Source organism: Paraburkholderia sp. A1BS-2L, assembly GCF_051125205.1.
GTDB lineage: Bacteria > Pseudomonadota > Gammaproteobacteria > Burkholderiales > Burkholderiaceae > Paraburkholderia.
In genome coordinates this window covers 136,015-157,617 of record NZ_CP120431.1, presented here as the reverse complement: position 1 = coordinate 157,617, position 21,603 = coordinate 136,015, and the positions used below count along the sequence as shown (strand labels likewise).

Sequence of the window (21,603 nt, the reverse complement as noted above, 5' to 3'; positions counted from 1 at the left end):
CGATGAATGGGCGTCAAGGGCCAATCCATGCGCGCTTGATAACGGCGTGATTCCGCATCAAGAATTTGCAGGAATCTCATTTTTCGCTGGGTTTGCGAGATGAAATTCGATGAAGTTCGATGCAATTCGATAGCGCGATGGTGCCGCGTGGGCCACTATCCGCAGATGCGCAAATAAATTTGGAATCCAAATTATTTTGAAGGAGCTGCGCGCCGGACCGGTGCGCTCCGCCGTGCCTTATGCGTAGCGCGCGAGAAACATCTCGGTTGCGGCTTGCGCGATGCGCTGTCGTTCCTCTTCGGCCAGCGGCGGCTGTCCCATCGTCACTTGCGGCCAGAACGCGAACGCCTTCACGAGCGCATGCAACTGATGCGCGGCGAAAAGCGGGTCGTCAACATGCAGGCGGCCGTCTGCGGCTGCCGCGCGGATCCATGCGGTGACGTCTTCCTCGCGCTCGCCAATGCGCGCCACCATGTCCCGCGCGCGCTCGGGCGAGTGGATGCCCGTGCCGATCGCCACGCGCGCAAGCGCGAGGAACGAATCGTCGGCCATGAGACGCAGCTTGCGCAGCAAGAGCGCCAGCAATTGCTCGTGCAGCGGCTCCGTGGCGCGGTAGGCGAGCGGCATGCTGTCCTGGCTGGCGTCCCAGAGCCGATGCAGGATCGCCGCGAACAGTGCCTCCTTGCTCGGGAAATGGTTGTAAACCGTGCGTTTCGAGACGCTCGCCCGCGCAGCAATGCGGTCCATGCTGGTGGCGTCGTAGCCGGCCGCGAGAAATTCCTCGATGGCCGCCGCGAGAATGGCGGCGCGCTTGCGATCGGTCAGGCGCTGAGGGGAGGCGGTGGGATCCATGCCGGGATTTTACCGTTCATCCCCCTGTAGCCTGAATCCGTCAGCCGGTGAAATCTCTTTTTTGAAAGACTGGATCCAAAAATCCAGCTGGAGTAATCTCCTTGACATCGCACAACCGGACGCGGCGTCGTGCCGCACCGCACCATGCAAGCCACCAACGTTCGCAGCACTGCCGGTCCGGCGTTATCCGCCGAGGAAGAGGCCTATCGTTTCTTGCTGGAGGCGATCATCGAAGGCCGCTATGCGGCGGGCCAGCGCATCGTCGCGGAGACCGTGGCCGACGCGCTTTCGATGAGCCGCATGCCGGTGCGCGCCGCGCTGCGGCGCTTGCACAGCGAGGGGCTGGTGATCCAGCGTCCCAACCGTGGCGCGATCGTTCGCGGTCTTTCGGTCGAGGAGGTCCAGGACATCTTCGACATGCGCATCGCGCTCGAAGGACTCGCCATGCGCGTGGCCGCGCCGCGCTGCACCGAAGCGCACCTCGCGAAACTCGAACGCCTGCTGGAAGACATGGACGCCTGCGTGGGCGACACCGACACCTGGGTGCAGCGCCACTGCGCGTTTCACGAGTACCTGTGCGAAATCAGTGGCCGCACGCGTCTGTATCAGCAGATTCTCTCGCTCTACACGCTGATCGAAGGCCCCATGCGCCTGTGGATCGAGCAGGCGACGTTCAGGCGCAAGCGTGCGCGCGACGCGCATCAGATCCTGATCGACGCGTTGCGCACGCGCGACCCCGCGCAAGCCGAGCAGGCGCTGCGCGCCCACATCGAATCCACGGTGCCGCAGATCATCGCATTCCTCGAATCGCCGGCGTCGCGGGAATGATGCGCCGGTTTGCCCATTTGTCGTTGCGCCCCACTCGTTGTGCCTCACTCGTTGTGTCCCACACGTTGTGCCCACATTTAGCCAGGAGCCTCTCGATGTCAGCAAAAGAGTTCAAGCGTTTTCGTCTTGCCGCCTGCGCCGGCCTCGCGGTGCTGGCGCAGCTTGCCGGCGCGGCCACGGCGCACGCGGCCGATCTGGGCCTCGTGAAAAGCGGCACGCTGACGTACTGTTCGAGCATGGATGCGCCGCCGCTCGCGTCCTACGACGAGAATCAGCAGCCGCGCGGCTTCTCCGTCGATATCGCGCACGATGTGGCGAAGCAACTCGGCAATCTCAAGGTCGAGTGGAAAGTGATGTCGTTCAGCGGGCAGATCCCCGCGCTGCAGGCGCGTCAATGCGATCTCGTGATCGGCCAGTTGTTCGACAAGCCCGAGCGGCGTCAGATCATCGACATCGTCGACTACATGTATTCGAGCCAGTCGATCATGGTGCCGCGCGGCAACCCGCGCCACGTGCGCTCGCTCGACGACCTTTCGGGCCTGAAGGTCGGCGTGCTCAACGGCACGACCATCAGCTCGCTGCTCGAAAAAGAAAATCAGAAGCTTGCCGCAGCAGGCAAGGCGCCCATGAATATCGTTGTATATAGTTCGGATGCCGATGCATTTCAGGCATTCCGCCTGCAACAGGTCGATGCCTATGGCACCACCTCGGAGAGCGCCGCGCACTTCCGCCAGGCGTCGGGCGACATGTTCGAGGAAGCCGTGCCGGGCTTCAACCGCATCGCAACGGGCATTGGCGCGCGCAAGGCTGAGCCGCTTTCGCCGGCGGTGGCGAAGGTCGTGGCCGACCTCGTGAAGAGTGATCGCTACGGCAAGATGCTCGCGACCTGGAAGCTCGAGAACGACCGCTATTGAGCGCGGGGTGAAGCCATGAATTTCAGTTGGGAAATTTTCCGGAAATTCCTGCTGGAGCCCAGCCCCGCGTATCTGCACGGGCTATGGCTCACGTTCTCGATCAGCGCGTGCGCGGTCGTGCTCGGCGCGACGCTCGGGCTGATCGTCGCGCTCATGAGGCTTTCGTCGAGCCTGCCGGTGCAGTCGCTCGCGCGCGGCTACATCTGGATCATGCGCGGCACGCCGCTGCTCATGCAGATCGTGTTTCTGTACACGGCGTTCGCCGCCGCGAACATCTTCCATTTTCACGATCTCGACTTCGGCATCGTCACGCTGCCGGGCAATATTCAGGCGGCGGTGCTCGCGCTCGGCATGAACTCGGCCGCTTATCAGGCGGAGATCATTCGCGCCGGGCTGAGCTCGGTTGATCGCGGGCAGTACGAAGCGTCGCGCTCGCTCGGTATGACCTCGGTGCTGCTCATGCGCCGGGTCGTGCTGCCGCAGGCGCTGCGCGTGATAGTGCCGCCGCTCGGCAACGAGTTCAACGTGATGCTGAAAAACACCACGCTCGTGAGCGTGATCGGCGTACCGGAACTGCTGCTTAGCACGCAGATGATCACCTCGGTGAACTTCCGCGTGTTCGAACTCTATCTCGTGCTCGGCATTTACTTCCTCGCGCTCACCACGCTCTGGGGCTTCGTGCAGCGGCGGCTGGAAGCGCACTTCGGTCGCGGCGAGGCGAAGCCGGCTGCGAACACGCGCCTGTTCGGCGCGCAAACGATGAAGCTGCTGCGGGGGCGATGACATGAGCGAAGCACGCGAAATCGTGATCGAGGCGTCGGACATCCACAAGTCCTTCGGCCCGACCAAGGTGCTCAACGGCATTTCGCTGAGCGTCGCGAAGGGGGAGGTGGTGGTGCTGATCGGCTCGTCGGGATCGGGCAAGACTACCTTCATCCGCTGTCTGAACTTGCTGGAGTCGTACGACAGCGGGCGCGTGCGCGTGAACGGCAAGCTGCTCGGCTTTGTCGAGCGCCCCAACGGCACGCTCGTGCGCGATTCCGCGCGTACGCTCGCGCGGCAGCGCCGCGATATCGGCATGGTGTTTCAGCGCTTCAATCTGTTTCCGCACATGACTGCGCTGGAGAATGTGATCGAGGCGCCGATTCACGTGCTGAAAATGCCGCGTGAAGAAGCGCTCAGGCAGGCGAAGGCGCTGATCGCGCGCGTGGGACTCGCGGATCGCGCCGACCACTATCCGTCGCAGCTTTCCGGCGGTCAGCAGCAACGCATTGCCATCGCGCGTGCGCTCGCGATGCAGCCCAAGGTGCTGCTGTTCGACGAGCCGACTAGCGCGCTCGACCCGGAAACCGTGGGGGAGGTGTTGCAGGTCATGAAGGAACTCGCGGAAGACGGCATGACGATGGTGGTCGTCACGCACGAGATGGGCTTTGCCCGCGAGGTGGCCGACCGCGTGGTCGTGCTCGACCAGGGCGAACTGATCGAGGAAGGTCCGCCCGAGCGCATTTTTACCGCGCCTTCGCACCCGCGCACGCAGACCTTCCTGCGGCGCACCTTGCGCACCGCCGCGCCCGCGTAATCCGTATCGAAGGCGGCAGGACCGCCTTTCATGACCCATCGTCAGGACACCAAAAAAAGGAGAGTGCGCTGATGCGTAACTTCGAAACGCCGGGCCGTTCGCTCGTGATGGCCCGCAATGGCATGGCCGCGACATCGCACCCGAGTGCCACGCTCACCGCCGTCCAGATGCTGGCCGCCGGCGGCAACGCCATGGACGCGGCGATTGCCGCGTGCGCAGTGCAATGCGTGGTCGAACCTGGTTCCACGGGTATCGGAGGGGACTGCTTCGCGCTCTATTCGCGCGGCGGCAGCGACGACGTGATTGCCTATGACGGCTCGGGCTGGGCGCCCGCCGCTGCGAGCGCGGAGCGTTTGCGCGCGATGGGCGTCACGACGATTGCGCGCCATTCGCCGCACGCGGTGACCGTGCCAGGCGCCGTGGATGCATGGACGACGCTCCATCGCGACCACGGCCGCCTGCCGTTGCGCGACGTGCTCGCGCCGGCCATCCGTTTCGCGGAAGAGGGCTACGCCGTCGCGCCGCGCACCGCGCGCGACTGGGCTGCCGAGGTGGAGACGCTCGCGCGCGACGCCGTGGCGGCCAAGACCATGCTCGTCGACGGCGCCGCGCTGCGCGCGGGCGAAACCCATCGGCAGCCGCGCCTGGCGAACACGCTGCGCGCGATTGCCGAGACGGGCCGCGACGCGTTCTATCGCGGAGCAGTGGCTGCCGATCTCGTTGTCAAGCTGCAGGAGCACGGCGGCTTGCACACGCTCGACGACTTCGCCGGATTCAGCGGTGAATACGTCACGCCGATTCGCACGAAGTTTCGCGGCTACGACGTGATCGAATGTCCGCCGGCGGGGCAGGGCATGATCGCGCTGCTGCTGCTAAGACTGCTCGACAAGTACGATGCCGAAGGCGGCCCGCTCGACCACGATCGCCTGCATCGCGAGATCGAAGCGGCCAAGCTCGCCTATGCGGTGCGCGATGCGATGCTGGGCGACCCGCGCGAGCGGCCTGTCGACGTCGAGCACCTGCTATCCGATGACTACGTCGACGCACTGCGCAGCCGCATCGATCTCGAGAGCGTGCTGGACCCGGCCGCCGCGCTCATCTCGGTCGAGCACCGCGATACGGTCTATATCACCGTGGTCGATCGCGACCGCAACTGCGTGAGCTTCATCAATTCGTTGTTCTATCCATTCGGCAGCGGATTGATGGGCAAGGAATCGGGCGTGATGCTGCACAATCGCGGCATGGGATTTTCGGTCGAGCCGGGGCATCCGAACGCGATCGCCCCGCACAAACGCCCGCTGCATACCATCATCCCCGGCATGGTGGCGCGCGATGGCCGTGTGCAGATGAGCTTCGGCGTGATGGGCGGCCACTATCAGGCGATGGGCCACGCGCATTTTCTGTCGAAGGTGCTGCATTACGGCCTGGACATGCAGACGGCGATGGATTTGCCGCGCGTATTTCCGCGCCCGGGCACGGCAACGGTGGAAGTCGAATCGACGCTGCCCGAAGCCGCGCGCGCCGTGCTCGCGGATCGCGGCTTCGCGCTCGTGCCCAGCGCCGGACCGATTGGCGGCTCGCAGGCGATCTGCATCGATTGGGAGCGAGGCGTGCTGACGGGCGCGTCCGATCATCGAAAGGACGGATGCGCGCTCGGGTATTGAGGGCGTGACTGCGCGCCCTGATCGGGCATCGAATCGGGGTGGCCGTCACTCGTGTGAGCGCCGCCCCGCTTGCACCGCACGCGGGCAAATCAATGCCCGTGTGCTTCCCGGAATCCGGTGTCGTGCTCGATGTGCTGATCGGGGGCGTCGACGTGGAAGGCCGCCGAGACCACAAAGAGGATGCCGGCGAAAGCCCAGACCCATGTGCCGAGCGAGAAGCTGAGTAAATATGCGTGATGAGGCGGATACGCCTGGAGCGCCCAGGCAAGACACGCAACTGGCAACATCAGCAGACACAACGCCGACCGGTTCAGAAAAGCGGCGACTCGTGCATTCTTGCGCGTCTCAGCTTGCATGCCTGCCTCCGTAGGGAATGGCACTGAGAGATAGAGTGGCACGGCGGTCATTTCACGCAAACTTGGGAATATCCCTGGCACGCAGGGACAACGAGGTAACGAAGCGCAACATTGGTTTACGCCTCCGGCGGATTATGCAAGTATCGCGCGCACCGCGTAGCACGAATACGCTTGCTCTTCTTGCGAGGTACGGGATGGACTGGAGGTTTTGGAAGGCTGAGAAGCGCCACGAAGAGGCCGAGGCGCGCCATTGGCCCATCGATACGCATGAATCGATACGGCAACTGCTGGGCATGTACCTGGGCGCCGGAACCCCGCCGTTCGCGAACTGGGCTGCGCCCGGCATCGCATTCGCACCCAATGTCGAGGCGACGGCCCGAAACGCCGTCAAGGGCTACCAGCTCGCCCTCTGGTTCTGGCTGTTCGCCGGCAAGCACGGCGCCATCGCGGCGCGCATGGCCCGCGAAACGTTCTGTCTGCTCGCCGATGCGGCGCAGCCGGCTTCGGGCGACGCCATCGACGCGCTGCTCGACCTCGAAAGCCGCCTGGCGCGTTCCGTCGAGGCCATCTCCGCCGAGCAGCGCACCTTCAGCCAGGAAGGCCAGGCCGTGGAATTGCCGATGGAGTTCTTTCTGGCCACCGGCGCGCTGAGGCTCATGCCCGAGTCCCCTTATGCCGGCGATGCCGGCGCGCCGCTGCAAGGCAATGACTACAAGCTGGCGGACTGCTTCCGCCATGCCACCGAGGAAGCCCTGGCGCTGTTCCGGCCGATGATCGAGGCAGTCGAATTCGACGCGAAATTGCTGCCGAACTGGAAATGGAGCGCCCGCCCGGGCGCCGCCGAACGGCATCTGCAGCGCCGCTACGGCAATCCGCTGTTCCCGCTGCACCGGCAAATGGTGACGGCCCACGAAGTGCATGAAGCTCGCATCGCCGACAACCAGGCGCTCCAGGATATCCGCAACGAACTCAACGAAGTGCGCCACGCGTTCTTCGAAAAGCCGTCGCTGCCGTTGAACTGGCAGTCGTACCTCGAAAACTACCGGGAGCAGGTGGACCGGCTCGACGAGCGCCGCCTGGTGGCGGGGGGGCAGAATGCACCGCTCGGCGACGCGGTCGCGGCGCTGCGCGCCGACATTCTGGCGACGTGGCGCGCCGAGATTCAGAAGAACCGCAACAGCCTCGCCGCGCTCGACCAGGACGAGGCGTGCAAAGCCGAGCGGCGCGCGCTGCTGTACGGCTGCGACTGGACCGGCCAGCTATTGAGTCACGGCTCGCTGATACCCGCCGATGAGGTGGTGCCCGCGCTGCTGAGCGAGTCGCCGGCCGAACTCGAGAAGGCGGTGGCCGGCCTGCAGGCGGAGCCGCGCTTGCACGAGACGCTTGCGCATTGCAGGGCGGCCGCGCATCGGCTCGTGGGCGAGCTTCGCGCGGCGGGTCATGGCTTTCCGGACCTGTCCGAAAAGCTGGCTATCCTCGACGGCAAGCGGGAGGTCGCGCCGCAGGAAGACCTGCCGGGACCGCTGCCGGCCTGACGAGCGTGCCGCTCAGCTTTTCAGGCGGTAACCGGTCTTGAAGATCCACGCCGTGATCGCGAGGAACACCGCGAGAAACGCGGCCGTCATGGCGAGGCTCACGCTGACGTCGACATCAGCGAGCCCGTAGAAGCTCCAGCGAAAACCGCTGATGAGATAGACGATCGGGTTGAACAGCGTGACCACCTTCCACGCCGGCGGCAGCATGTCGACGGAATAGAAGCTGCCGCCGAGGAAGGTCAGCGGCGTGATGATCAGCAGCGGCACGATTTGCAGCTTCTCGAAGTTGTCGGCCCAGATGCCGATGATGAAGCCGAGCAGGCTGAACGTCACTGCCGTCAGCAGCAGGAACAGCACCATCCAGAACGGGTGCTGGATCTGGATCGGCACGAACAGCGCTGCGGTGGCGAGGATGATGACGCCTAGCAGCACCGATTTGGTTGCGGCCGCACCGACATAGCTGATCACGATTTCCAGATACGACACCGGCGCGGACAGCAATTCGTAGATCGTGCCCGTGAAGCGCGGGAAGTAGATGCCGAACGACGCGTTCGAAATGCTCTGCGACAGCAGCGACAGCATGATGAGGCCCGGCACGATGAACGCGCCATAGCTGACGCCGTTCACCTCCTTGATACGCGAGCCGATCGCGGATCCGAACACGATGAAGTAGAGCGAGGTCGAGATCACCGGCGCGACGATGCTTTGCATCAGCGTGCGCCGGGTGCGCGCCATTTCGAATCGGTAGATGGCGCGAATGGCGTGGAGATTCATCGGGTGCTCACCTGTGCTTTGTTGTTATCCGCAACGGCCGAGTCCACGGCGGCCGGATTTGTCGAGGTCGCGGGGTCTTTGTGGACGAGACTCACGAAGATCTCCTCCAGCGAACTCTGGCTGGTTTGCAGGTCCGTGAAGCCGATGCCGGCCTCGCTCAGGTTCTTGAGCAGCGTGATGATGTCGTTGCGTTCGTGCTCGGCGTCGTAGGTATAGATGAGCGCGTTGCCGCCTTCGGCCAGTTCCAGTCCCCAGCCCGCAAGCGCCGCCGGAATGGCGCTCAGCGGCGTTTCGAGCTGCAACGTCAGCTGCTTGCGGCCGAGCTTGCGCATCAGCGCGTCCTTCTGTTCGACGAGCATGATTTCGCCGCGGTTGATGACGCCGATCCGGTCGGCCATTTCTTCGGCTTCGTCGATGTAATGCGTCGTCAGGATGATCGTCACGCCGTTGGCCTTGAGCCCGCGCACGAGCTTCCACATGTCGCGGCGCAGCTCGACGTCCACGCCTGCGGTGGGCTCATCCAGAAACAGGACTTGCGGTTCGTGCGCGAGCGCCTTCGCGATCAGCACGCGGCGTTTCATGCCGCCCGACAACGTGATGATCTTGTTGTTCCGCTTCTCCCACAGCGACAAGTCGCGCAGCACACGCTCGATATGCGCGGGGTTGGGCGGCTTGCCGAACAGGCCGCGGCTGAACGAGACCGTGGCCCAGACCGTTTCGAACGAATCGGTCGTGAGCTCCTGCGGCACGAGGCCGATCAGCGAGCGCGCGGCGCGATAGTTGGCGACGATATCGTGACCGGCGACGCGCACACTCCCTTCACTCGCATTCACGATGCCGCAGACGATGCTGATGAGCGTCGTCTTGCCCGCACCGTTCGGCCCCAGCAGCGCGAAAATCTCGCCGCGCTGGATGCTCAGGTTGACGTGCTTGAGCGCGCGGAATCCCGACGCATAGGTTTTCGAGAGATTCTCGATTGAGAGGATCGTTTGCATTTGCGTGACATTACCAGAAAGCCTGGGCGCTCGCCGGACCCGGGGGCGCGTGACGCGCGAGCGCGCACAGCCCCGGCGATGCCGGTTCAACGCTCATGCGTGAAGGGCGTTGATGGTGCCGTGCTGGGCGACCTCATGGGCGTGCCAGATACGCCCCGGAAACGCAGCGCGCGTCGTTGCCACGCTGCGCATCGGGCGCCGTTCACTGCTGCGCTTGAGCCTTGATGCGCTCGAGTTCCAGACTGTCGACGATGATGCGAACCGCGTCGTGCCGCCAGTGCTCGATTTCGAACTCGACTATCTCGTCGTTCTGATCGTAGACGATGCTCGAAATCATCAGAATCTGGCTGCCTTCCGTCAGCATCAACGCCTGGGCGACCTCGCCCCACGCCGCAGTTGGATTGATCTCGAACCGCGAACGGCCATAGCGGATGCCGTAGCGCTGCTGGTACAGCGTCGTCAGCGACTGGCTCAAGTCGTGTTCGAATATCCCTGGAAACTTCTCTGGCTTGAGATAGTGCTTGGCCAGCATCACGACGCGGCCGTCCAGTTTGCGCAGCCGATGAATTTCGTGGACGCGCGACAGGGTCGGCAACTCGAGGTTATGGCAGATCGCCGGCGTCGCCACGGTCGTGTGCGACAGCAGCACCCGCGTTTCGAGGCAGCGCTTCTGATCGGTGACGATCTGATGGAACGGCGAGCGATAAAGCGGGTTGTAAATCAGCCTCGGCGGCGCAACGAACCAGCCGCGCCGGTCCTCGCAATAAATCCGTCCTTCCGCTTCCATGGCCACAAGCGCTTCCTTCACCGTCGTGCGCGTGGTGCCGAACAGTTCCGAAAGCTCTCGCTCGGACGGCAGCTTCGCGCCCGGCAGCAGCAACTTGCCGTCGATCTGCATTTCGATGGACTGCCTGATATGGGCCGCGAGAGTGGGGCTGCGCTCAGATTCTGCCAATTGGACTACTCCAAATTTTGGTGCAACGGTCGACATTTTATCTGAGGAAATCGCCCCGAGAGGCGATCGTCGAGGTAAGCGGACGGCGCGCGGAACGGGTCTGCCATGTGTTGCATAAAATTATTAAAATACAATGACATAAGGCGATTTTACGCGTCTTTGTCGGGCTTCCTTCGTGAGATGCGAAAAGCCATTGACACTGATATTACCACCGGATATGTTCTGCGCATGGCGAAACTGGACTGGACCAGATTGGAGGCGTCATGAAAGCAAAAACACTCGTGGGTGTCATTGGGGTCGTGGTCGGCGCCAGCGCGGCACAGGCCGGGGCGGAGGATTTGAACGCGCTCACGCAGGCAGCGAAGAAGGAGGGCGCGGTCTATAGCGTCGGCATGCCTGACGACTGGGCGAACTGGAAGGACACCTGGGCTCAACTGACGCATCAATATGGACTGGACCACCGCGATACCGACCTGAGTTCGGCGGAGGAAATTGCCAAGTTCGACGCGGAGAAAAGTAATGCGACAGCCGATATCGGCGACGTCGGCCAGAGCTTCTGCCCGCTCGCGGTGCAGCGGGGGGTGACGCAACCCTACAAGCCGGGCACCTGGAATGACATTCCGGACTGGGCGAAGAGCCAGGACGGCAACTGCATCGTCGATTACACGGGCACGATCGCGTTCATCACCAACACGCGGCTCGTGAAAAATCCGCCGAAGACCTGGGCTGATCTGCTGTCCGGCAAGTACAAGGTGACGCTCGGCGCCGTTGGCGTGGCGGCACGCGCGAACAGCGCGGTTCTGGCCGCCGCGCTGGCGCAGGGCGGGAGCGAGAAAAACCTGATGCCGGGCCTCAAGCTGTTCGCCGAACTGGCGAAGCAGGGACGGCTGTCGCTCGTGGACCCGAGTCTGGCCAATCTGGAAAAGGGCGAAACCGAGGTCGGCATTCTTTGGGACTTCACGGCGCTTAGCTACCGCGACAAGATCGACCCTTCACGCTTCACGGTCAACATTCCTTCGGACGGTTCGGTGACAACCGGCTATACGCTCATCATCAACAAGTATGCGAAGCATCCGAATGCTGCGAAGCTGGTTCGCGAATATGTGCTGAGCGACGCGGGGCAATTGAATCTCGCGCGCGGTTATGCGCGTCCGATTCGCACGTCCGTGAAATTCCCGCCCGACGTTCAGGCGAAACTGCTTCCCGCGAGCGAGTACAAGTCGGTGAAGCCGATTCAGGATTTTGCCGCGTGGAATGAGTCGGTCAAAAAGCTGCCGCGCCAGTGGCAGGACGTGGTGATGGTGAACATGCAGTAACGCAAGCGCGCCGCCGGCCGGCGCCCGGAACATGTGTTCGGGCGCCGGCCCGCTCGAACGCTCGCTTGTCCAGCTTCGTGAACTGGAGTTTCCTTTGTGATGAAAACCCCCTCGCTCTTTGTTGCCGCTGGGCATGCCGAACGCGCACGCGCGGGCATTCGATGGCGGTCAGGGTTAGCCGCGATCTGGCTGATTCCATTTGCCGTCGTGTTCACGCTGTTTTGTGTCGCGCCAATGGTCTGGGTGATCGCCAACAGCGTGCAATCCACCCAAGGCTTCACGTTCGCGAACTACGCGGAGATCCTGTCGTCGCCTTTTTATCGGCAGGCGTTCGGTAACAGCCTTCGCATATCGCTGTGGTCGAGCGCGATTGCCCTCGTGATCGCAATTTTCGGCGCCGCCTCGTTGAGGCGTGTGCCGGGTAGACTGCAACGGCTGGTCGTGTCGGTCGCGAACATGACGAGCAACCTGACCGGCGTGCCGCTGGCGTTCGCCTTCATCATCCTCGTCGGCACCAACGGATCGCTGACGCTGCTCTTCGAGGCGTGGGGGCTGGCGAAGCACTTCGATCTCTATTCGATCAACGGACTGATTCTGATCTACACGTACTTCCAGATTCCGCTTGGCATCTTGCTGCTGTATCCGGCATTCGACGCGCTCGACGACGACTGGCAGGCCGCGGCGTCCCTGCTCGGCGCGAAACTCTGGCAATACTGGCGCCATGTCGGTCTGCCGGTGCTGGCGCCTGCGATCTTCGGCACGTTCATCCTGCTGTTCGCGAATGCGATCGGCGCGTATGCCAGCGCCTATGCGCTAACCCAGGGCAACTTCAATCTGATCACCGTGCGCATCGCGAGCCTCGTGGCGGGGGATTTGTTCCTCGATCCCAACATGGCGGCCGCGCTTTCGGTACTGCTGATGCTGCTCTTGCTGGTCGTGACCGTCGCCAACCAGTGGCTGCTGACCAGGAGGGCTCGTCATGCGCGCTGACATTTACCATCGCACCGTCGTCGGCGTGCTCGTGACGATCCTGGCCGCGCCGATACTCGCGACACTGCTGTATTCGTTGTCCGGGCACTGGGGTGCCACGATTTTGCCGGACGACCTCTCGCTGAGCTGGTATTGGCAACTCTTGCATGACAAGGCGTTCATGGCTGCATTCGGCCGCTCGATGGCCGTGTGTCTCGGCGCGCTCGCGCTCAGCGCGTTGATCATCGTCCCCACGGCCTTCGTGATCTTTTACCGGTATCCGCGCCTGGACAAGGTGATGAGCGCGCTGATCCTGATTCCGTTCGCGGTGCCGCCGGTCGTGACGTCGGTTGGACTGCTCAATATCTACGCAGACGGGCCGGTCGCGATCAACGGCACGCCGTGGATCTTGCTCGGCTGCTATTTCACGATCGCCTTGCCGTTCATGTACCGCGCGCTGGCGAACAGCATGGCAAGCATGAACATCCGCGACCTGATGGATGCCGCTCATCTGCTTGGCGCGAGCACGTCGCTGGCCTTCGTGAGGGTCATTCTGCCGAACCTGAGCAAGGCGCTGATGGCTTCGTTGTTCCTGTCATTTGCGTTTTTGCTTGGCGACTTTGTCTTTGCCAATCTGCTCGCGGGCTCTCATTACGAAACGCTGCAGGTCTATCTGTACAACCAACGCCAGACGAGTGGCCACTTCACCAGCGCCATCGTCATGAGCTACTTTTTCACCGCGTTGATTCTGACCTGGCTTACCGCGCGGTTCAGCAAATAGGATGAGCACCATGAATTACGTCGAAGCGAACGGCTTGACCAAGCAATACGGCACGACGCCGGTCTTTCGCGATATCAGCTTCTCGTTGCGCAAAGGCGAATTCGTCACGCTGCTCGGGCCGAGCGGCTGCGGGAAGTCGACATTGCTGCGCAGCCTCGCGGGCCTGACCGATGTGGACGCGGGCACTATCCGCGTCGACGGCGAGGACATCACGCGCGTCGCACCGCAAAAACGCGGGATTGGCATGGTGTTTCAAAGCTATGCGCTGTTTCCGAACATGACGGTTGCGCAAAACATCGAGTTCGGCCTCAAGCTCAAGAAGATGGCGGCGGACGAGCGCACGCGCAAGGTCGCGGATGCGATTCGTCTCGTCGCGCTGGGCGGCAAGGAGCATCAGTATCCGCACGAGCTCTCCGGCGGGCAGCGCCAGCGCGTCGCGCTCGCGCGTGCGCTGGTTGTCGAGCCGCGCATATTGCTGCTCGACGAACCGCTGTCCGCGCTCGACGCACGCATTCGCCGCTCGCTGCGCGAGCAAATTCGTGACATCCAGTCGCGTCTCGGCGTCACGACGATCTTCGTGACTCACGATCAGGAGGAAGCGCTGACGCTTTCCGATCGCATCTTCGTAATGGATCAGGGGCGCATCGTGCAGGAAGGGGAAGCGGAGACCATCTACACGCGACCGGCTTCGGAATTCGTCGCCCGCTTCATCGGCAACTACAACCTGCTCTCGCCGGGCGACGCGCAGGCGCTATTCGACCTGACGATCGATGGGCATCTGGCGATTCGGCCGGAGGCCATCCAGGTTGCCTCGCTCACGCAGGCCGTGGGCGAGAAGCGGCTTGCACCGCTCACGGGAACGGTCCGTCATCGCCAGCTGCTCGGCAACGTGATTCGCTATCAGGTGGAATCGTCCGGTGTGATGCTTCGTGTCGACCGGCTCAATCAGCGCGAGGATCAGCTCTTCGCGCCAGGTTCGCTCGTCGCGCTGACGGTCGACCCGCAGCAGATGCGAGAGGTGCGCTGACATGGCGCTCGGCATTTTCGACATGGACGACACGCTCGTCGACGGCGACAGCGCGAACCTGTGGCTGCACTATCTCGTGGAGCGAGGCCGCGCTCCGCGCGAGATGTTGCCGCGCGAGGAGGCGCTGTTGCAGGCCTATCGCGAAGGCCGTGTCGACATGCGCGAGTACGTGCGTTTCGCGCTGGCTCCGATGCGCGGGCTGATGCAAGAAGTCGTTGCGGCCTGGATGGCGGAGTTCGTCGAAAGCGTCGTTTTGCCCCGTATCTTTCCGGAAGCATTGCGTCAGCTCGAATGGCATCGCGCACGGCGGGACCGGCTGCTCATCGTGTCGGCGACGGGTGAGCATCTCGTCAGCGCGATCGCGAATCGTCTCGGCGTGAAAGACTCGATCGGGATTCTCGTGGAAACGCGAAACGGGCGCTACACCGGCGATACCTATGGCGAGCTCAGCTATCGCGAAGGCAAGGTGTCCCGGTTGCGCGCCTGGCTGAACGCCGAGGGCGAAAGTCTCGACGGGAGTTACGGCTATAGCGATTCGTTCAACGATGTGTCGATGCTCGCGGCGGTCGATCATGGCCACGCGGTGAATCCGGATGCGACGTTGCGCGCAATCGCCGTGGAGCGCGGCTGGCGCGTGCTGCACTGGCCGCCGGCCGGCAGGCAATGGGTCGAGGTCGAAAAGTGAAAGTGTCGGGAGGGGTATTGCTGGCCGACATTGCGCTGGACCGCACGAGCGACGTTCCACTGCATCGGCAGCTCTATCTGCAGATTCGCAGGCAGGTCCTGAGTGGCCGGCTGACCGGCGGTACGCGCTTGCCTTCCACGCGCACATTGATTCGCGAACTCGGCGTGTCTCGCATCACGATCGTCAACGCGTTCGAGCAATTGGGCGCGGAAGGGTTTTTGACCTCGCGCATAGGCGCCGGCACCTATGTGGCCGACGAGTGGTGCGCGCAGCACCGGCCGCCACTGTCGCCCGAACGGCCGCATCTTTCCGCGCGGGGCGCCGCGACCATCTCTGCGCGAGGCGACCTGTTCAGCCGGGCGCCGCGGTCGTGGTCGACGGACGAATCGGAATCGTTCATCTCCAGCCAGGGTGCGTTCGAAGAATTTCCCGTGCGGGTGTGGAAGCGCCTCCTGTCGCGCCACGGCTCGCGGCGCGACATCGATTTGCTAGGCTACGGCGATCCGCTCGGTTACCGGCCGTTGCGCGAAGCGATTGCCGATTACCTGAACGATGTCCGCGGGCTGGACTGCGAGGTCGATCAGATCGCCATTTCGTCGGGCGCCCAGCAGGCGTTCAACGTGCTCGCCATGTTGCTGCTCGATCCGGACGACGCGGTATGGGTCGAGGATCCCGGCCATATTGCGGCCCGCCTCGCGTTTCAGGCGCAAGGCTGCCGGCTGTGCGGCGTCGCGCTCGACGACCAGGGCGCCGACGTGTCGTTTGGCATCGCGCGCCACTCCCGCGCGCGTCTGGCGTTCGTCACGCCGTCGCGACAGCATCCGGTCGGCATGACAATGAGCTTGGGGCGACGCATGGAGTGGATCGACTGGGCACGCGATTCGCAGAGCTGGATCATCGAGGATGATTGCGACAGCGAACTACGTTACCGCGGGCCGCTCCTGCCGACCCTGTTCGGCCTCGACCGGAACGAGCATGTCATTTATGTCGGGACGCTCAGCAAGGTGATGTTTCCTTCGCTGCGGCTCGGCTATGTCGTGTTGCCGAAAGATCTCGTCGCCCCGTTTGCCGCGGTGTGCACGGTGATCGGGCGCAGCCCGTCCACGCTCATGCAGGCGGTTGCGGCCGATTTCATCCGCGAAGGCCATCTGCAGACGCATATCCGGCACACGCGCGGGCTGTATCAAAGGCGGCAACATGCGCTGCTGACGGAGCTCGGGAGCCAGCTCGGGCATTGCCTGAGCGCCGCGCCGGTCGATGCCGGCATGCATGTGCTCGGCTGGCTGAACGCGGACGTCGACGATCAGCACGTTGCCCGTGCGCTCGCGCAACGCGGCGTCTACACGTATGCACTCGGGGAATACTGTCTGCAGCAGACACAGCGCCCCGCATTGCTCATCGGTTTTGCGGTCACGGCCGAAGCCAATATGCGACGGGCGGTGGCGCACATGGCCGAGGCGTTGAAGCAACTGGGCCTGGCGTAACAGTGGTGCCCCGCGGCGATGCGCAGCGGCTCAAAATGGACATACCGCAACGCCATTTAATGGCTATAACGATCGGTCCGCTGCGATGATTTAATGACGGCATTCTGGATGCGCCCCGCTTGTGCATCCTTCCTAAAGAGGAGTTCGAATGCCACTCATCCAGTCCCGATTCGCGACGCTGATCGGCCAGAACCTCGATGCCGAAGAATCCGCGCGGATTCCCGAGCTCACCCCGGCGCTGGCGCGCAAGCTGATCGAGCGTATCGACAGCGTGCGCCTGTTCGCGCACGCATACACCATGCTGGGCAATTTCACCTACGGCCGCTTTCATCCTTGCGATCTGCTGGATCACGCCTACCGACACGAGCTGGACGGCATCTGCATTCATTTGCTCGACGGCGAGGAGCGCTGCCTCGGGCGAATGTCCGATTCGCAATTGCGCGCGGTGGCGGCTCACGCGAGCCGGCTCGGCCTGGACGTGCATCTCGAGATCAGTAGCACCCAGCGTCCGGACGTCGACGAAGTCGTGCGCATCGCGCGGATCATGGCGGTCGAACACATTCGCGTGTATTCGCGTTACGAGGGCTTGCTGTCCGAGGTGATGAAGCGCGTGGAAGCCGACCTGCGCTACCTCGCGGAGCTCGCCGACCGCCACAGTCTGCATTTTTATTTCGAGCAGCACGAAGAACTGAAGAGCGCAGAGATCGTTGATCTGTTGCGCACGGTGGCGCACCCGCGCCTGCATGCACTATTCGATTTCGGCAACATGATCAACGCATGCGAATCGCCGATGAGCGCGTTGCGCCAACTGGCGCCATACATCGGCCAGGTTCACATGAAGGGCGTGCGGATTCTGCAGGAGGGCGACGGCTTCGGCCATCGCGGCGTGTTGCAGGGCGGCGCGGACGATGATCTTCCCGGCGCGCGGATGCTGTACGAATTGCTGATGCTTGGCGAATCGAAGCCGCAAATCGTCGCCTTCGCGCTCGAACAGGAAAATCACTATTACGCACCGATGTTTCGCCAGAAGAGCGAAGCAGACGATCCGTTCATACCGTACCGGGAAATGAGCGAAACGGGCATTCCCGGCGGCCTCAGCAAGGAGGCGCTGCTCGAGCAGGAGCCGCGCTGGGCCTTCAATCAGATTCGCTACGTGCGGGCGCTGCTGCTGCGTTTGCGCGAGCTCGCCGAATTGCGCTTGCAGATGGCCGGGACGGCATCCGGCTGCTGATATAGAACGAACACATGGAGAAGACAATGAAGTCGATTGACAGGATGAAATGGATTAAGTTCGTAGTGCTTGTGATGGGCGGCGGGACAGTCTACAAGCTGGCGAACCTCAAGGATGCGTTTTATGTGCCAATGCAGCAGTACCTGGGATTGACCAACGCGCAGATCGGCGTGCTGTTGAGCGTCAACTCGTTGTTTGCGACCGCGCTGTTCGTGCTTGGGGGCTACTTGTCCGATCGATTCCAGGCGCGTCGGACCATTTCGTTGGGGATGGCCGGTGCGGGCGTCATCGGCATTTATCTGAGCACGTTTCCGGGCTACAACCAGTTGCTGGTCCTGTTCGCGGCGCTGGCGGTCTGCTCCGACTGCCTGTTTTGGCCCGCGCTGCTCAAGGCGATTCGCAATCTCGGCAACAGCGATGAACAAGGACGCATGTTCGGCTTCCTCGAAGGCGGCCGCGGAGTGATCGATACGCTGGTGGCATTTTCCGCGCTCGGACTGTTTGTCGTGATGGGTTCGGGCCCAGGCGGGTTCAAGGCGGCGATCTTGATGTATTCGGTGATCGACATCCTGGTTGGCGTGCTGACGTTCTTCCTGCTCAGCGGAGCCGACAAGCACGCGCCCTCGGAACGCAATGCTTCGCAAGCATCGGGGCTGGCGGCGTTGAAAATGGCGATACGTCTGCCGAAACTGTGGCTCGTCAGCCTGAACGTCTTTATGGTGTACGTGGTGTATTGCGGATTGACCTATTTCATTCCGTACCTCAAGTACGTGTACGGTTTGCCGGTCGGCCTCGTCGGCGCCTACGGCATTATCAATCAGTATGGCTTGAAGATCGTGGGCGGCCCGCTGGGCGGCTATCTCTCCGACAAGAAATTCGGCAGCGCGATCAGCTACATCCGTGCAGCATTTTTTGCGCTGATCCCGATGATGGCAGTGATTTTGTGTCTGCCCGGAAAACCCGATTACATGATCGCCGGGATGATTGCCACGCTGGGATTTTCACTGATCGTCTTCACGATGCGCGGCGTGTTCTGGGCGCCGATGGAGGAGGCCGGGATTCCCAATGAAATCAGCGGTGCCGCCTTCGGTGTAGCCTGCCTCATCGGCTATGCGCCGGGGATGTTTGCGTTCATGATCTACGGCGCGCTGCTGGATGCGTATCCTGGGGTGACGGGCTATCACTATGTGTTTGCTTCGATGGCCGCGATGGCGCTGATCGGCATCGTCGTGGCCAATGTGCTGGCGCGTGCCACGCGCACGGGCCGGGTTCCGCGCCCCGCAACGGCCGCGTAGCGAGAGCGGCGCACGCGCCTTCCCAACCTATCTGGCCTCCCTCCAGTTCGAAACCGTCATGCCGAAGTGCTTTCTGAACCAGAAAGCAAACGCGCTCGAACTGGAAAAACCGAGCAGATCCGCGAGTTCCGCGAGCGAGCGGTCGCTATCGCGGATCTGCCGCGAGGCGAGTTCGCAGCGAACGACCTGAAGCAGCGACGAAAAGCTCGTCTCCTCGGCGGCCAGGCGCCGATGCAGAGTCCGACGGTCCACGCCGAGATGCCTCGCCACCTGGTCGGCCGTGCATCGGCCGTTGGGCAACATCGCAACGATCACCTGACGAATGGTATGCGTGGCGCTTTCGTTGGCGCCCGACAGCGCCTGATCCAGAAAGCGCCGGGCATAGAGCGCCATCTGCGAATCGCCGCCGGGCCGATAGGCGGCCAGATCTTTTGCGTGGCACACGATGCCGTTGAAACTCGAATTGAATTCGACTGCCGATCTGAAGAAGGTCTTATGGCATGTCGCGCCATCCGGTGGACGGTGCTCGAAGCAGACGCTGCGCGGCCGCCAGTTCGACCCGAGCAGTTCCTCCATGCTCCGATAAAGCACGCCGACCGCCATCTCGATGGACTGCCGCACCGAATTCTTGTCGCTCACCAGAATGTTTTCGCGAATCAAGACGGCATCGCCATGTTCTTCAATGCGGGTCAGCAGCGACGCATTAATCAGGCGCATGTAACGGCACAGGCTCTCGAGCGCATCCCGCACCGTGGGCGCTTCGCTCATGACCGCGCTGATCGGTCCCAGGTTGGACAGCCGGCGGCGCATGGCCAGTTGCAAGCCGAAATCTTCCACGCTCGCGGCTGCGGCGCTGATTTCCAGCAGCTCGCGGACCGCATTGGTGCTGATGGGCGTATCGGGATTCACGAGATCGCGGGCATTCAAGCCGACCTTGCGCAGCATGCGTGCGGGATCCAGCCCCACATGGCGGGCGAGATCGGTATAGCCGGTGAGGCTGGCGCTGCGGATCGTCAGCATGAATCGTTGCATGGCGGTGTCCCAATTTCGACATCGAATGTCCCAAATAATACATCATCGTCGATTTGAGGGCGATATCCTTCTACTCACTATCCATTAGATGCTTATCCAGGAGGCACGCCATGAATTTCCTCGACGGACACCTGTTTCCCGAAAACCAGCAGCCGCTGATCATTACAGCCGCGCCCTATGCGCCGTCGTGGCTGCCCTCGGACTTCCCTGAGGAAATTCCCGTCACGATGGAGGAGCAGATCCAGAAGGCAGTGGACTGCTACAACGCCGGCGCGACGGTGCTGCATCTGCACGTGCGCGAGCTGGACGGCAAGGGCAGCAAGCGTCTGTCGAAGTTCAACGAGCTGATTGCCGGCGTGCGCGCGCGCGTGCCGGAGATGATCATCCAGGTGGGCGGCTCCATCAGTTTCGCGCCGGAAACCGAGGGCGCGGCCGCCAAGTGGCTTTCGGACGACACGCGCCACATGCTGGCCGAGCTGGATCCCAAGCCCGACCAGGTGACGGTGACGATCAACACCTCGCAGATGAACATCCTGGAGCAATTCGATGCGCGTGACATCCAGGGGACCTCAATGGAAGACCCGGCGGTGTTCAATGCCTACAAGGAAATGACGGTGCCTGCGCAGCCCGGCTGGGCCGAGGAGCATATCCGGCGCCTTTCGGCCGCCGGCATTCAAAGCGCGTTCCAGTGCTACAACATCAACAGCTTCGAATCGGTGGAGCGACTGATGCGCCGCGGCATCTACAAGGGGCCGCTGGTGATGAACTGGGTCGCGATCGGCGGCGGCATGGATGCGCCCAACATCTACAGCCTGGCCAATTTCATGCGTGCGGTGCCCGATGGCGCGGTGGTGACGGTGGAAAGCTCCGTACTCAATGTGCTGCCGGTGAACATGATGGGCATCGCGATGGGCCTGCACGTGCGCACGGGCACCGAGGACAATCTGTGGAATCAGTCGCGCACGGCCAAGATCGGCACGCCCGCGCAGATCGAGCAGCTGGTGCGCATTTCGCACGAGTTCGGCCGGCCGATCGCCACGGCCAAAGAGGCCCGCGAGATCTCCCGGATCGGCGTGTTCTACGACACGGTGGAAGAAACCCTGGAGGCCAACGGCTTCGCACCGAACCGCGCCGGCAGACAGCAAGGCCATCTGCGCAAGATCGCCTGATTGCGGACGCCCGGCATGCCGCGCCCGCGCGGTGCAGCGCGTGAGCGCGCTGCTCACTGAGCGTCGCCTTCGCGTGGCTCTCCTCGAGGACGGAGAAGCCGCGCCCGGCCGCGTACACAGAGAAGCGACCATTTTTAATCTTGATTTGCGAATAAATATTCA

21 protein-coding genes are annotated in these 21,603 nt (G+C 62.9%); 15 read left to right on the top strand and 6 right to left on the bottom strand.

The window, feature by feature from the left end; translation table 11 throughout:
• Window positions 1–237: 237 nt before the first annotated feature.
• Entirely contained in the window at window positions 238–852 is a 615-nt protein-coding gene (locus tag P5W98_RS30615; protein ID WP_421028200.1) for a TetR/AcrR family transcriptional regulator, read from the bottom strand.
• Between the two features lie 144 nt (window positions 853–996).
• On the opposite strand from P5W98_RS30615, the gene P5W98_RS30610 reads away from it, so the two are divergent.
• From P5W98_RS30610 to ggt, 5 genes are all read left to right on the top strand, one after another.
• The gene (locus tag P5W98_RS30610; RefSeq protein WP_421028199.1) at window positions 997–1,680 is read left to right on the top strand and encodes a GntR family transcriptional regulator; all 684 of its coding nucleotides are present in this window, start codon (window positions 997–999) and stop codon (window positions 1,678–1,680) included.
• 95 nt (window positions 1,681–1,775) lie between these two features.
• Window positions 1,776–2,594 carry an ABC transporter substrate-binding protein gene (locus P5W98_RS30605; RefSeq protein WP_421028198.1) on the top strand — a complete coding sequence of 273 codons (819 nt, stop codon included), beginning with the start codon at window positions 1,776–1,778 and terminating at the stop codon, window positions 2,592–2,594.
• A gap of 15 nt (window positions 2,595–2,609) precedes the next feature.
• Complete coding sequence (locus P5W98_RS30600) at window positions 2,610–3,377, top strand: amino acid ABC transporter permease (protein ID WP_421028197.1); 768 nt, start codon at window positions 2,610–2,612, stop codon at window positions 3,375–3,377.
• 1 nt (window position 3,378) lies between these two features.
• Window positions 3,379–4,173 (top strand): amino acid ABC transporter ATP-binding protein, encoded by a 795-nt coding sequence (locus P5W98_RS30595; RefSeq protein WP_421028196.1) that lies wholly within the window; start codon window positions 3,379–3,381, stop codon window positions 4,171–4,173.
• 71 nt (window positions 4,174–4,244) lie between these two features.
• On the top strand, window positions 4,245–5,837 hold the full coding sequence (ggt, locus tag P5W98_RS30590) for a gamma-glutamyltransferase (RefSeq protein ID WP_421028195.1): 1,593 nt from the start codon (window positions 4,245–4,247) through the stop codon (window positions 5,835–5,837).
• Between the two features lie 89 nt (window positions 5,838–5,926).
• On the opposite strand, the gene P5W98_RS30585 is transcribed toward ggt, so the two are convergent.
• Window positions 5,927–6,193: a hypothetical protein gene (locus tag P5W98_RS30585; protein WP_421028194.1), complete on the bottom strand. Its 267-nt coding sequence runs from the start codon at window positions 6,191–6,193 to the stop codon at window positions 5,927–5,929.
• 194 nt (window positions 6,194–6,387) lie between these two features.
• Between P5W98_RS30585 and P5W98_RS30580 the strand changes: the two genes are divergently transcribed.
• The gene (locus P5W98_RS30580; RefSeq protein WP_421042774.1) at window positions 6,388–7,728 is read left to right on the top strand and encodes a tryptophan leader peptide; all 1,341 of its coding nucleotides are present in this window, start codon (window positions 6,388–6,390) and stop codon (window positions 7,726–7,728) included.
• A gap of 12 nt (window positions 7,729–7,740) precedes the next feature.
• Here the strand turns inward: P5W98_RS30580 and P5W98_RS30575 are convergent, their stop codons facing one another.
• The 3 genes from P5W98_RS30575 to P5W98_RS30565 form a co-directional block, all read right to left on the bottom strand.
• The gene (locus tag P5W98_RS30575) at window positions 7,741–8,502 is read right to left on the bottom strand and encodes an ABC transporter permease (RefSeq protein ID WP_421028192.1); all 762 of its coding nucleotides are present in this window, start codon (window positions 8,500–8,502) and stop codon (window positions 7,741–7,743) included.
• Entirely contained in the window at window positions 8,499–9,497 is a 999-nt protein-coding gene (locus P5W98_RS30570; RefSeq protein WP_421028191.1) for an ABC transporter ATP-binding protein, read from the bottom strand. The genes P5W98_RS30575 and P5W98_RS30570 overlap by 4 nt, the downstream gene beginning before the upstream one ends.
• Window positions 9,498–9,699: 202 nt before the next feature.
• Window positions 9,700–10,452 (bottom strand): UTRA domain-containing protein, encoded by a 753-nt coding sequence (locus P5W98_RS30565; RefSeq protein ID WP_421028190.1) that lies wholly within the window; start codon window positions 10,450–10,452, stop codon window positions 9,700–9,702.
• 263 nt (window positions 10,453–10,715) lie between these two features.
• Here P5W98_RS30565 and P5W98_RS30560 point away from each other — a divergent pair, with 263 nt between their 5' ends.
• The 8 genes from P5W98_RS30560 to P5W98_RS30525 all read left to right on the top strand — a co-directional run bounded on the left by P5W98_RS30560 (window position 10,716) and on the right by P5W98_RS30525 (window position 19,240).
• Window positions 10,716–11,768: an ABC transporter substrate-binding protein gene (locus P5W98_RS30560; protein WP_421028189.1), complete on the top strand. Its 1,053-nt coding sequence runs from the start codon at window positions 10,716–10,718 to the stop codon at window positions 11,766–11,768.
• A gap of 99 nt (window positions 11,769–11,867) precedes the next feature.
• Window positions 11,868–12,758, top strand: a complete 891-nt coding sequence (locus tag P5W98_RS30555) for an ABC transporter permease (protein ID WP_421028188.1) — start codon at window positions 11,868–11,870, stop codon at window positions 12,756–12,758.
• Complete coding sequence (locus tag P5W98_RS30550; RefSeq protein ID WP_421028187.1) at window positions 12,748–13,518, top strand: ABC transporter permease; 771 nt, start codon at window positions 12,748–12,750, stop codon at window positions 13,516–13,518. Before P5W98_RS30555 ends, P5W98_RS30550 begins: the two co-directional genes overlap by 11 nt.
• Before the next feature lie 10 nt (window positions 13,519–13,528).
• Entirely contained in the window at window positions 13,529–14,545 is a 1,017-nt protein-coding gene (locus P5W98_RS30545) for an ABC transporter ATP-binding protein (RefSeq protein WP_421028186.1), read from the top strand.
• Window position 14,546: 1 nt separating this feature from the next.
• Window positions 14,547–15,230, top strand: a complete 684-nt coding sequence (locus P5W98_RS30540) for an HAD family hydrolase (RefSeq protein WP_421028185.1) — start codon at window positions 14,547–14,549, stop codon at window positions 15,228–15,230.
• Window positions 15,227–16,714, top strand: coding sequence for a PLP-dependent aminotransferase family protein (locus P5W98_RS30535; RefSeq protein ID WP_421028184.1), 1,488 nt, complete (start codon window positions 15,227–15,229; stop codon window positions 16,712–16,714). The genes P5W98_RS30540 and P5W98_RS30535 overlap by 4 nt, the downstream gene beginning before the upstream one ends.
• Window positions 16,715–16,862: 148 nt before the next feature.
• Window positions 16,863–17,945, top strand: coding sequence for a sugar phosphate isomerase/epimerase family protein (locus tag P5W98_RS30530; protein ID WP_421028183.1), 1,083 nt, complete (start codon window positions 16,863–16,865; stop codon window positions 17,943–17,945).
• A 26-nt stretch (window positions 17,946–17,971) separates the two neighbouring features.
• Window positions 17,972–19,240 (top strand): MFS transporter, encoded by a 1,269-nt coding sequence (locus tag P5W98_RS30525; protein ID WP_421028182.1) that lies wholly within the window; start codon window positions 17,972–17,974, stop codon window positions 19,238–19,240.
• A 27-nt stretch (window positions 19,241–19,267) separates the two neighbouring features.
• Here P5W98_RS30525 and P5W98_RS30520 read toward each other — a convergent pair whose 3' ends face one another.
• Window positions 19,268–20,272 (bottom strand): AraC family transcriptional regulator, encoded by a 1,005-nt coding sequence (locus tag P5W98_RS30520; RefSeq protein ID WP_421028181.1) that lies wholly within the window; start codon window positions 20,270–20,272, stop codon window positions 19,268–19,270.
• Window positions 20,273–20,382: 110 nt separating this feature from the next.
• Between P5W98_RS30520 and P5W98_RS30515 the strand changes: the two genes are divergently transcribed.
• The gene (locus tag P5W98_RS30515) at window positions 20,383–21,441 is read left to right on the top strand and encodes a 3-keto-5-aminohexanoate cleavage protein (protein WP_421028180.1); all 1,059 of its coding nucleotides are present in this window, start codon (window positions 20,383–20,385) and stop codon (window positions 21,439–21,441) included.
• The last annotated feature ends 162 nt before the right edge of the window (window positions 21,442–21,603 follow it).

Excerpts from the sequence above, each read along its gene's own strand:
- P5W98_RS30615 (WP_421028200.1), bottom strand. The coding sequence starts at position 852 with ATGGATCCCACCGCCTCCCCTCAGCGCCTGACCGATCGCAAGCGCGCC.
- P5W98_RS30610 (WP_421028199.1), top strand. The coding sequence starts at position 997 with ATGCAAGCCACCAACGTTCGCAGCACTGCCGGTCCGGCGTTATCCGCC.
- P5W98_RS30605 (WP_421028198.1), top strand. The coding sequence starts at position 1,776 with ATGTCAGCAAAAGAGTTCAAGCGTTTTCGTCTTGCCGCCTGCGCCGGC.
- P5W98_RS30600 (WP_421028197.1), top strand. The coding sequence starts at position 2,610 with ATGAATTTCAGTTGGGAAATTTTCCGGAAATTCCTGCTGGAGCCCAGC.
- P5W98_RS30595 (WP_421028196.1), top strand. The coding sequence starts at position 3,379 with ATGAGCGAAGCACGCGAAATCGTGATCGAGGCGTCGGACATCCACAAG.
- ggt (WP_421028195.1), top strand. The coding sequence starts at position 4,245 with ATGCGTAACTTCGAAACGCCGGGCCGTTCGCTCGTGATGGCCCGCAAT.
- P5W98_RS30585 (WP_421028194.1), bottom strand. The coding sequence starts at position 6,193 with ATGCAAGCTGAGACGCGCAAGAATGCACGAGTCGCCGCTTTTCTGAAC.
- P5W98_RS30580 (WP_421042774.1), top strand. The coding sequence starts at position 6,388 with ATGGACTGGAGGTTTTGGAAGGCTGAGAAGCGCCACGAAGAGGCCGAG.
- P5W98_RS30575 (WP_421028192.1), bottom strand. The coding sequence starts at position 8,502 with ATGAATCTCCACGCCATTCGCGCCATCTACCGATTCGAAATGGCGCGC.
- P5W98_RS30570 (WP_421028191.1), bottom strand. The coding sequence starts at position 9,497 with ATGCAAACGATCCTCTCAATCGAGAATCTCTCGAAAACCTATGCGTCG.
- P5W98_RS30560 (WP_421028189.1), top strand. The coding sequence starts at position 10,716 with ATGAAAGCAAAAACACTCGTGGGTGTCATTGGGGTCGTGGTCGGCGCC.
- P5W98_RS30555 (WP_421028188.1), top strand. The coding sequence starts at position 11,868 with ATGAAAACCCCCTCGCTCTTTGTTGCCGCTGGGCATGCCGAACGCGCA.
- P5W98_RS30550 (WP_421028187.1), top strand. The coding sequence starts at position 12,748 with ATGCGCGCTGACATTTACCATCGCACCGTCGTCGGCGTGCTCGTGACG.
- P5W98_RS30545 (WP_421028186.1), top strand. The coding sequence starts at position 13,529 with ATGAATTACGTCGAAGCGAACGGCTTGACCAAGCAATACGGCACGACG.
- P5W98_RS30540 (WP_421028185.1), top strand. The coding sequence starts at position 14,547 with ATGGCGCTCGGCATTTTCGACATGGACGACACGCTCGTCGACGGCGAC.
- P5W98_RS30530 (WP_421028183.1), top strand. The coding sequence starts at position 16,863 with ATGCCACTCATCCAGTCCCGATTCGCGACGCTGATCGGCCAGAACCTC.
- P5W98_RS30525 (WP_421028182.1), top strand. The coding sequence starts at position 17,972 with ATGAAGTCGATTGACAGGATGAAATGGATTAAGTTCGTAGTGCTTGTG.
- P5W98_RS30520 (WP_421028181.1), bottom strand. The coding sequence starts at position 20,272 with ATGCAACGATTCATGCTGACGATCCGCAGCGCCAGCCTCACCGGCTAT.
- P5W98_RS30515 (WP_421028180.1), top strand. The coding sequence starts at position 20,383 with ATGAATTTCCTCGACGGACACCTGTTTCCCGAAAACCAGCAGCCGCTG.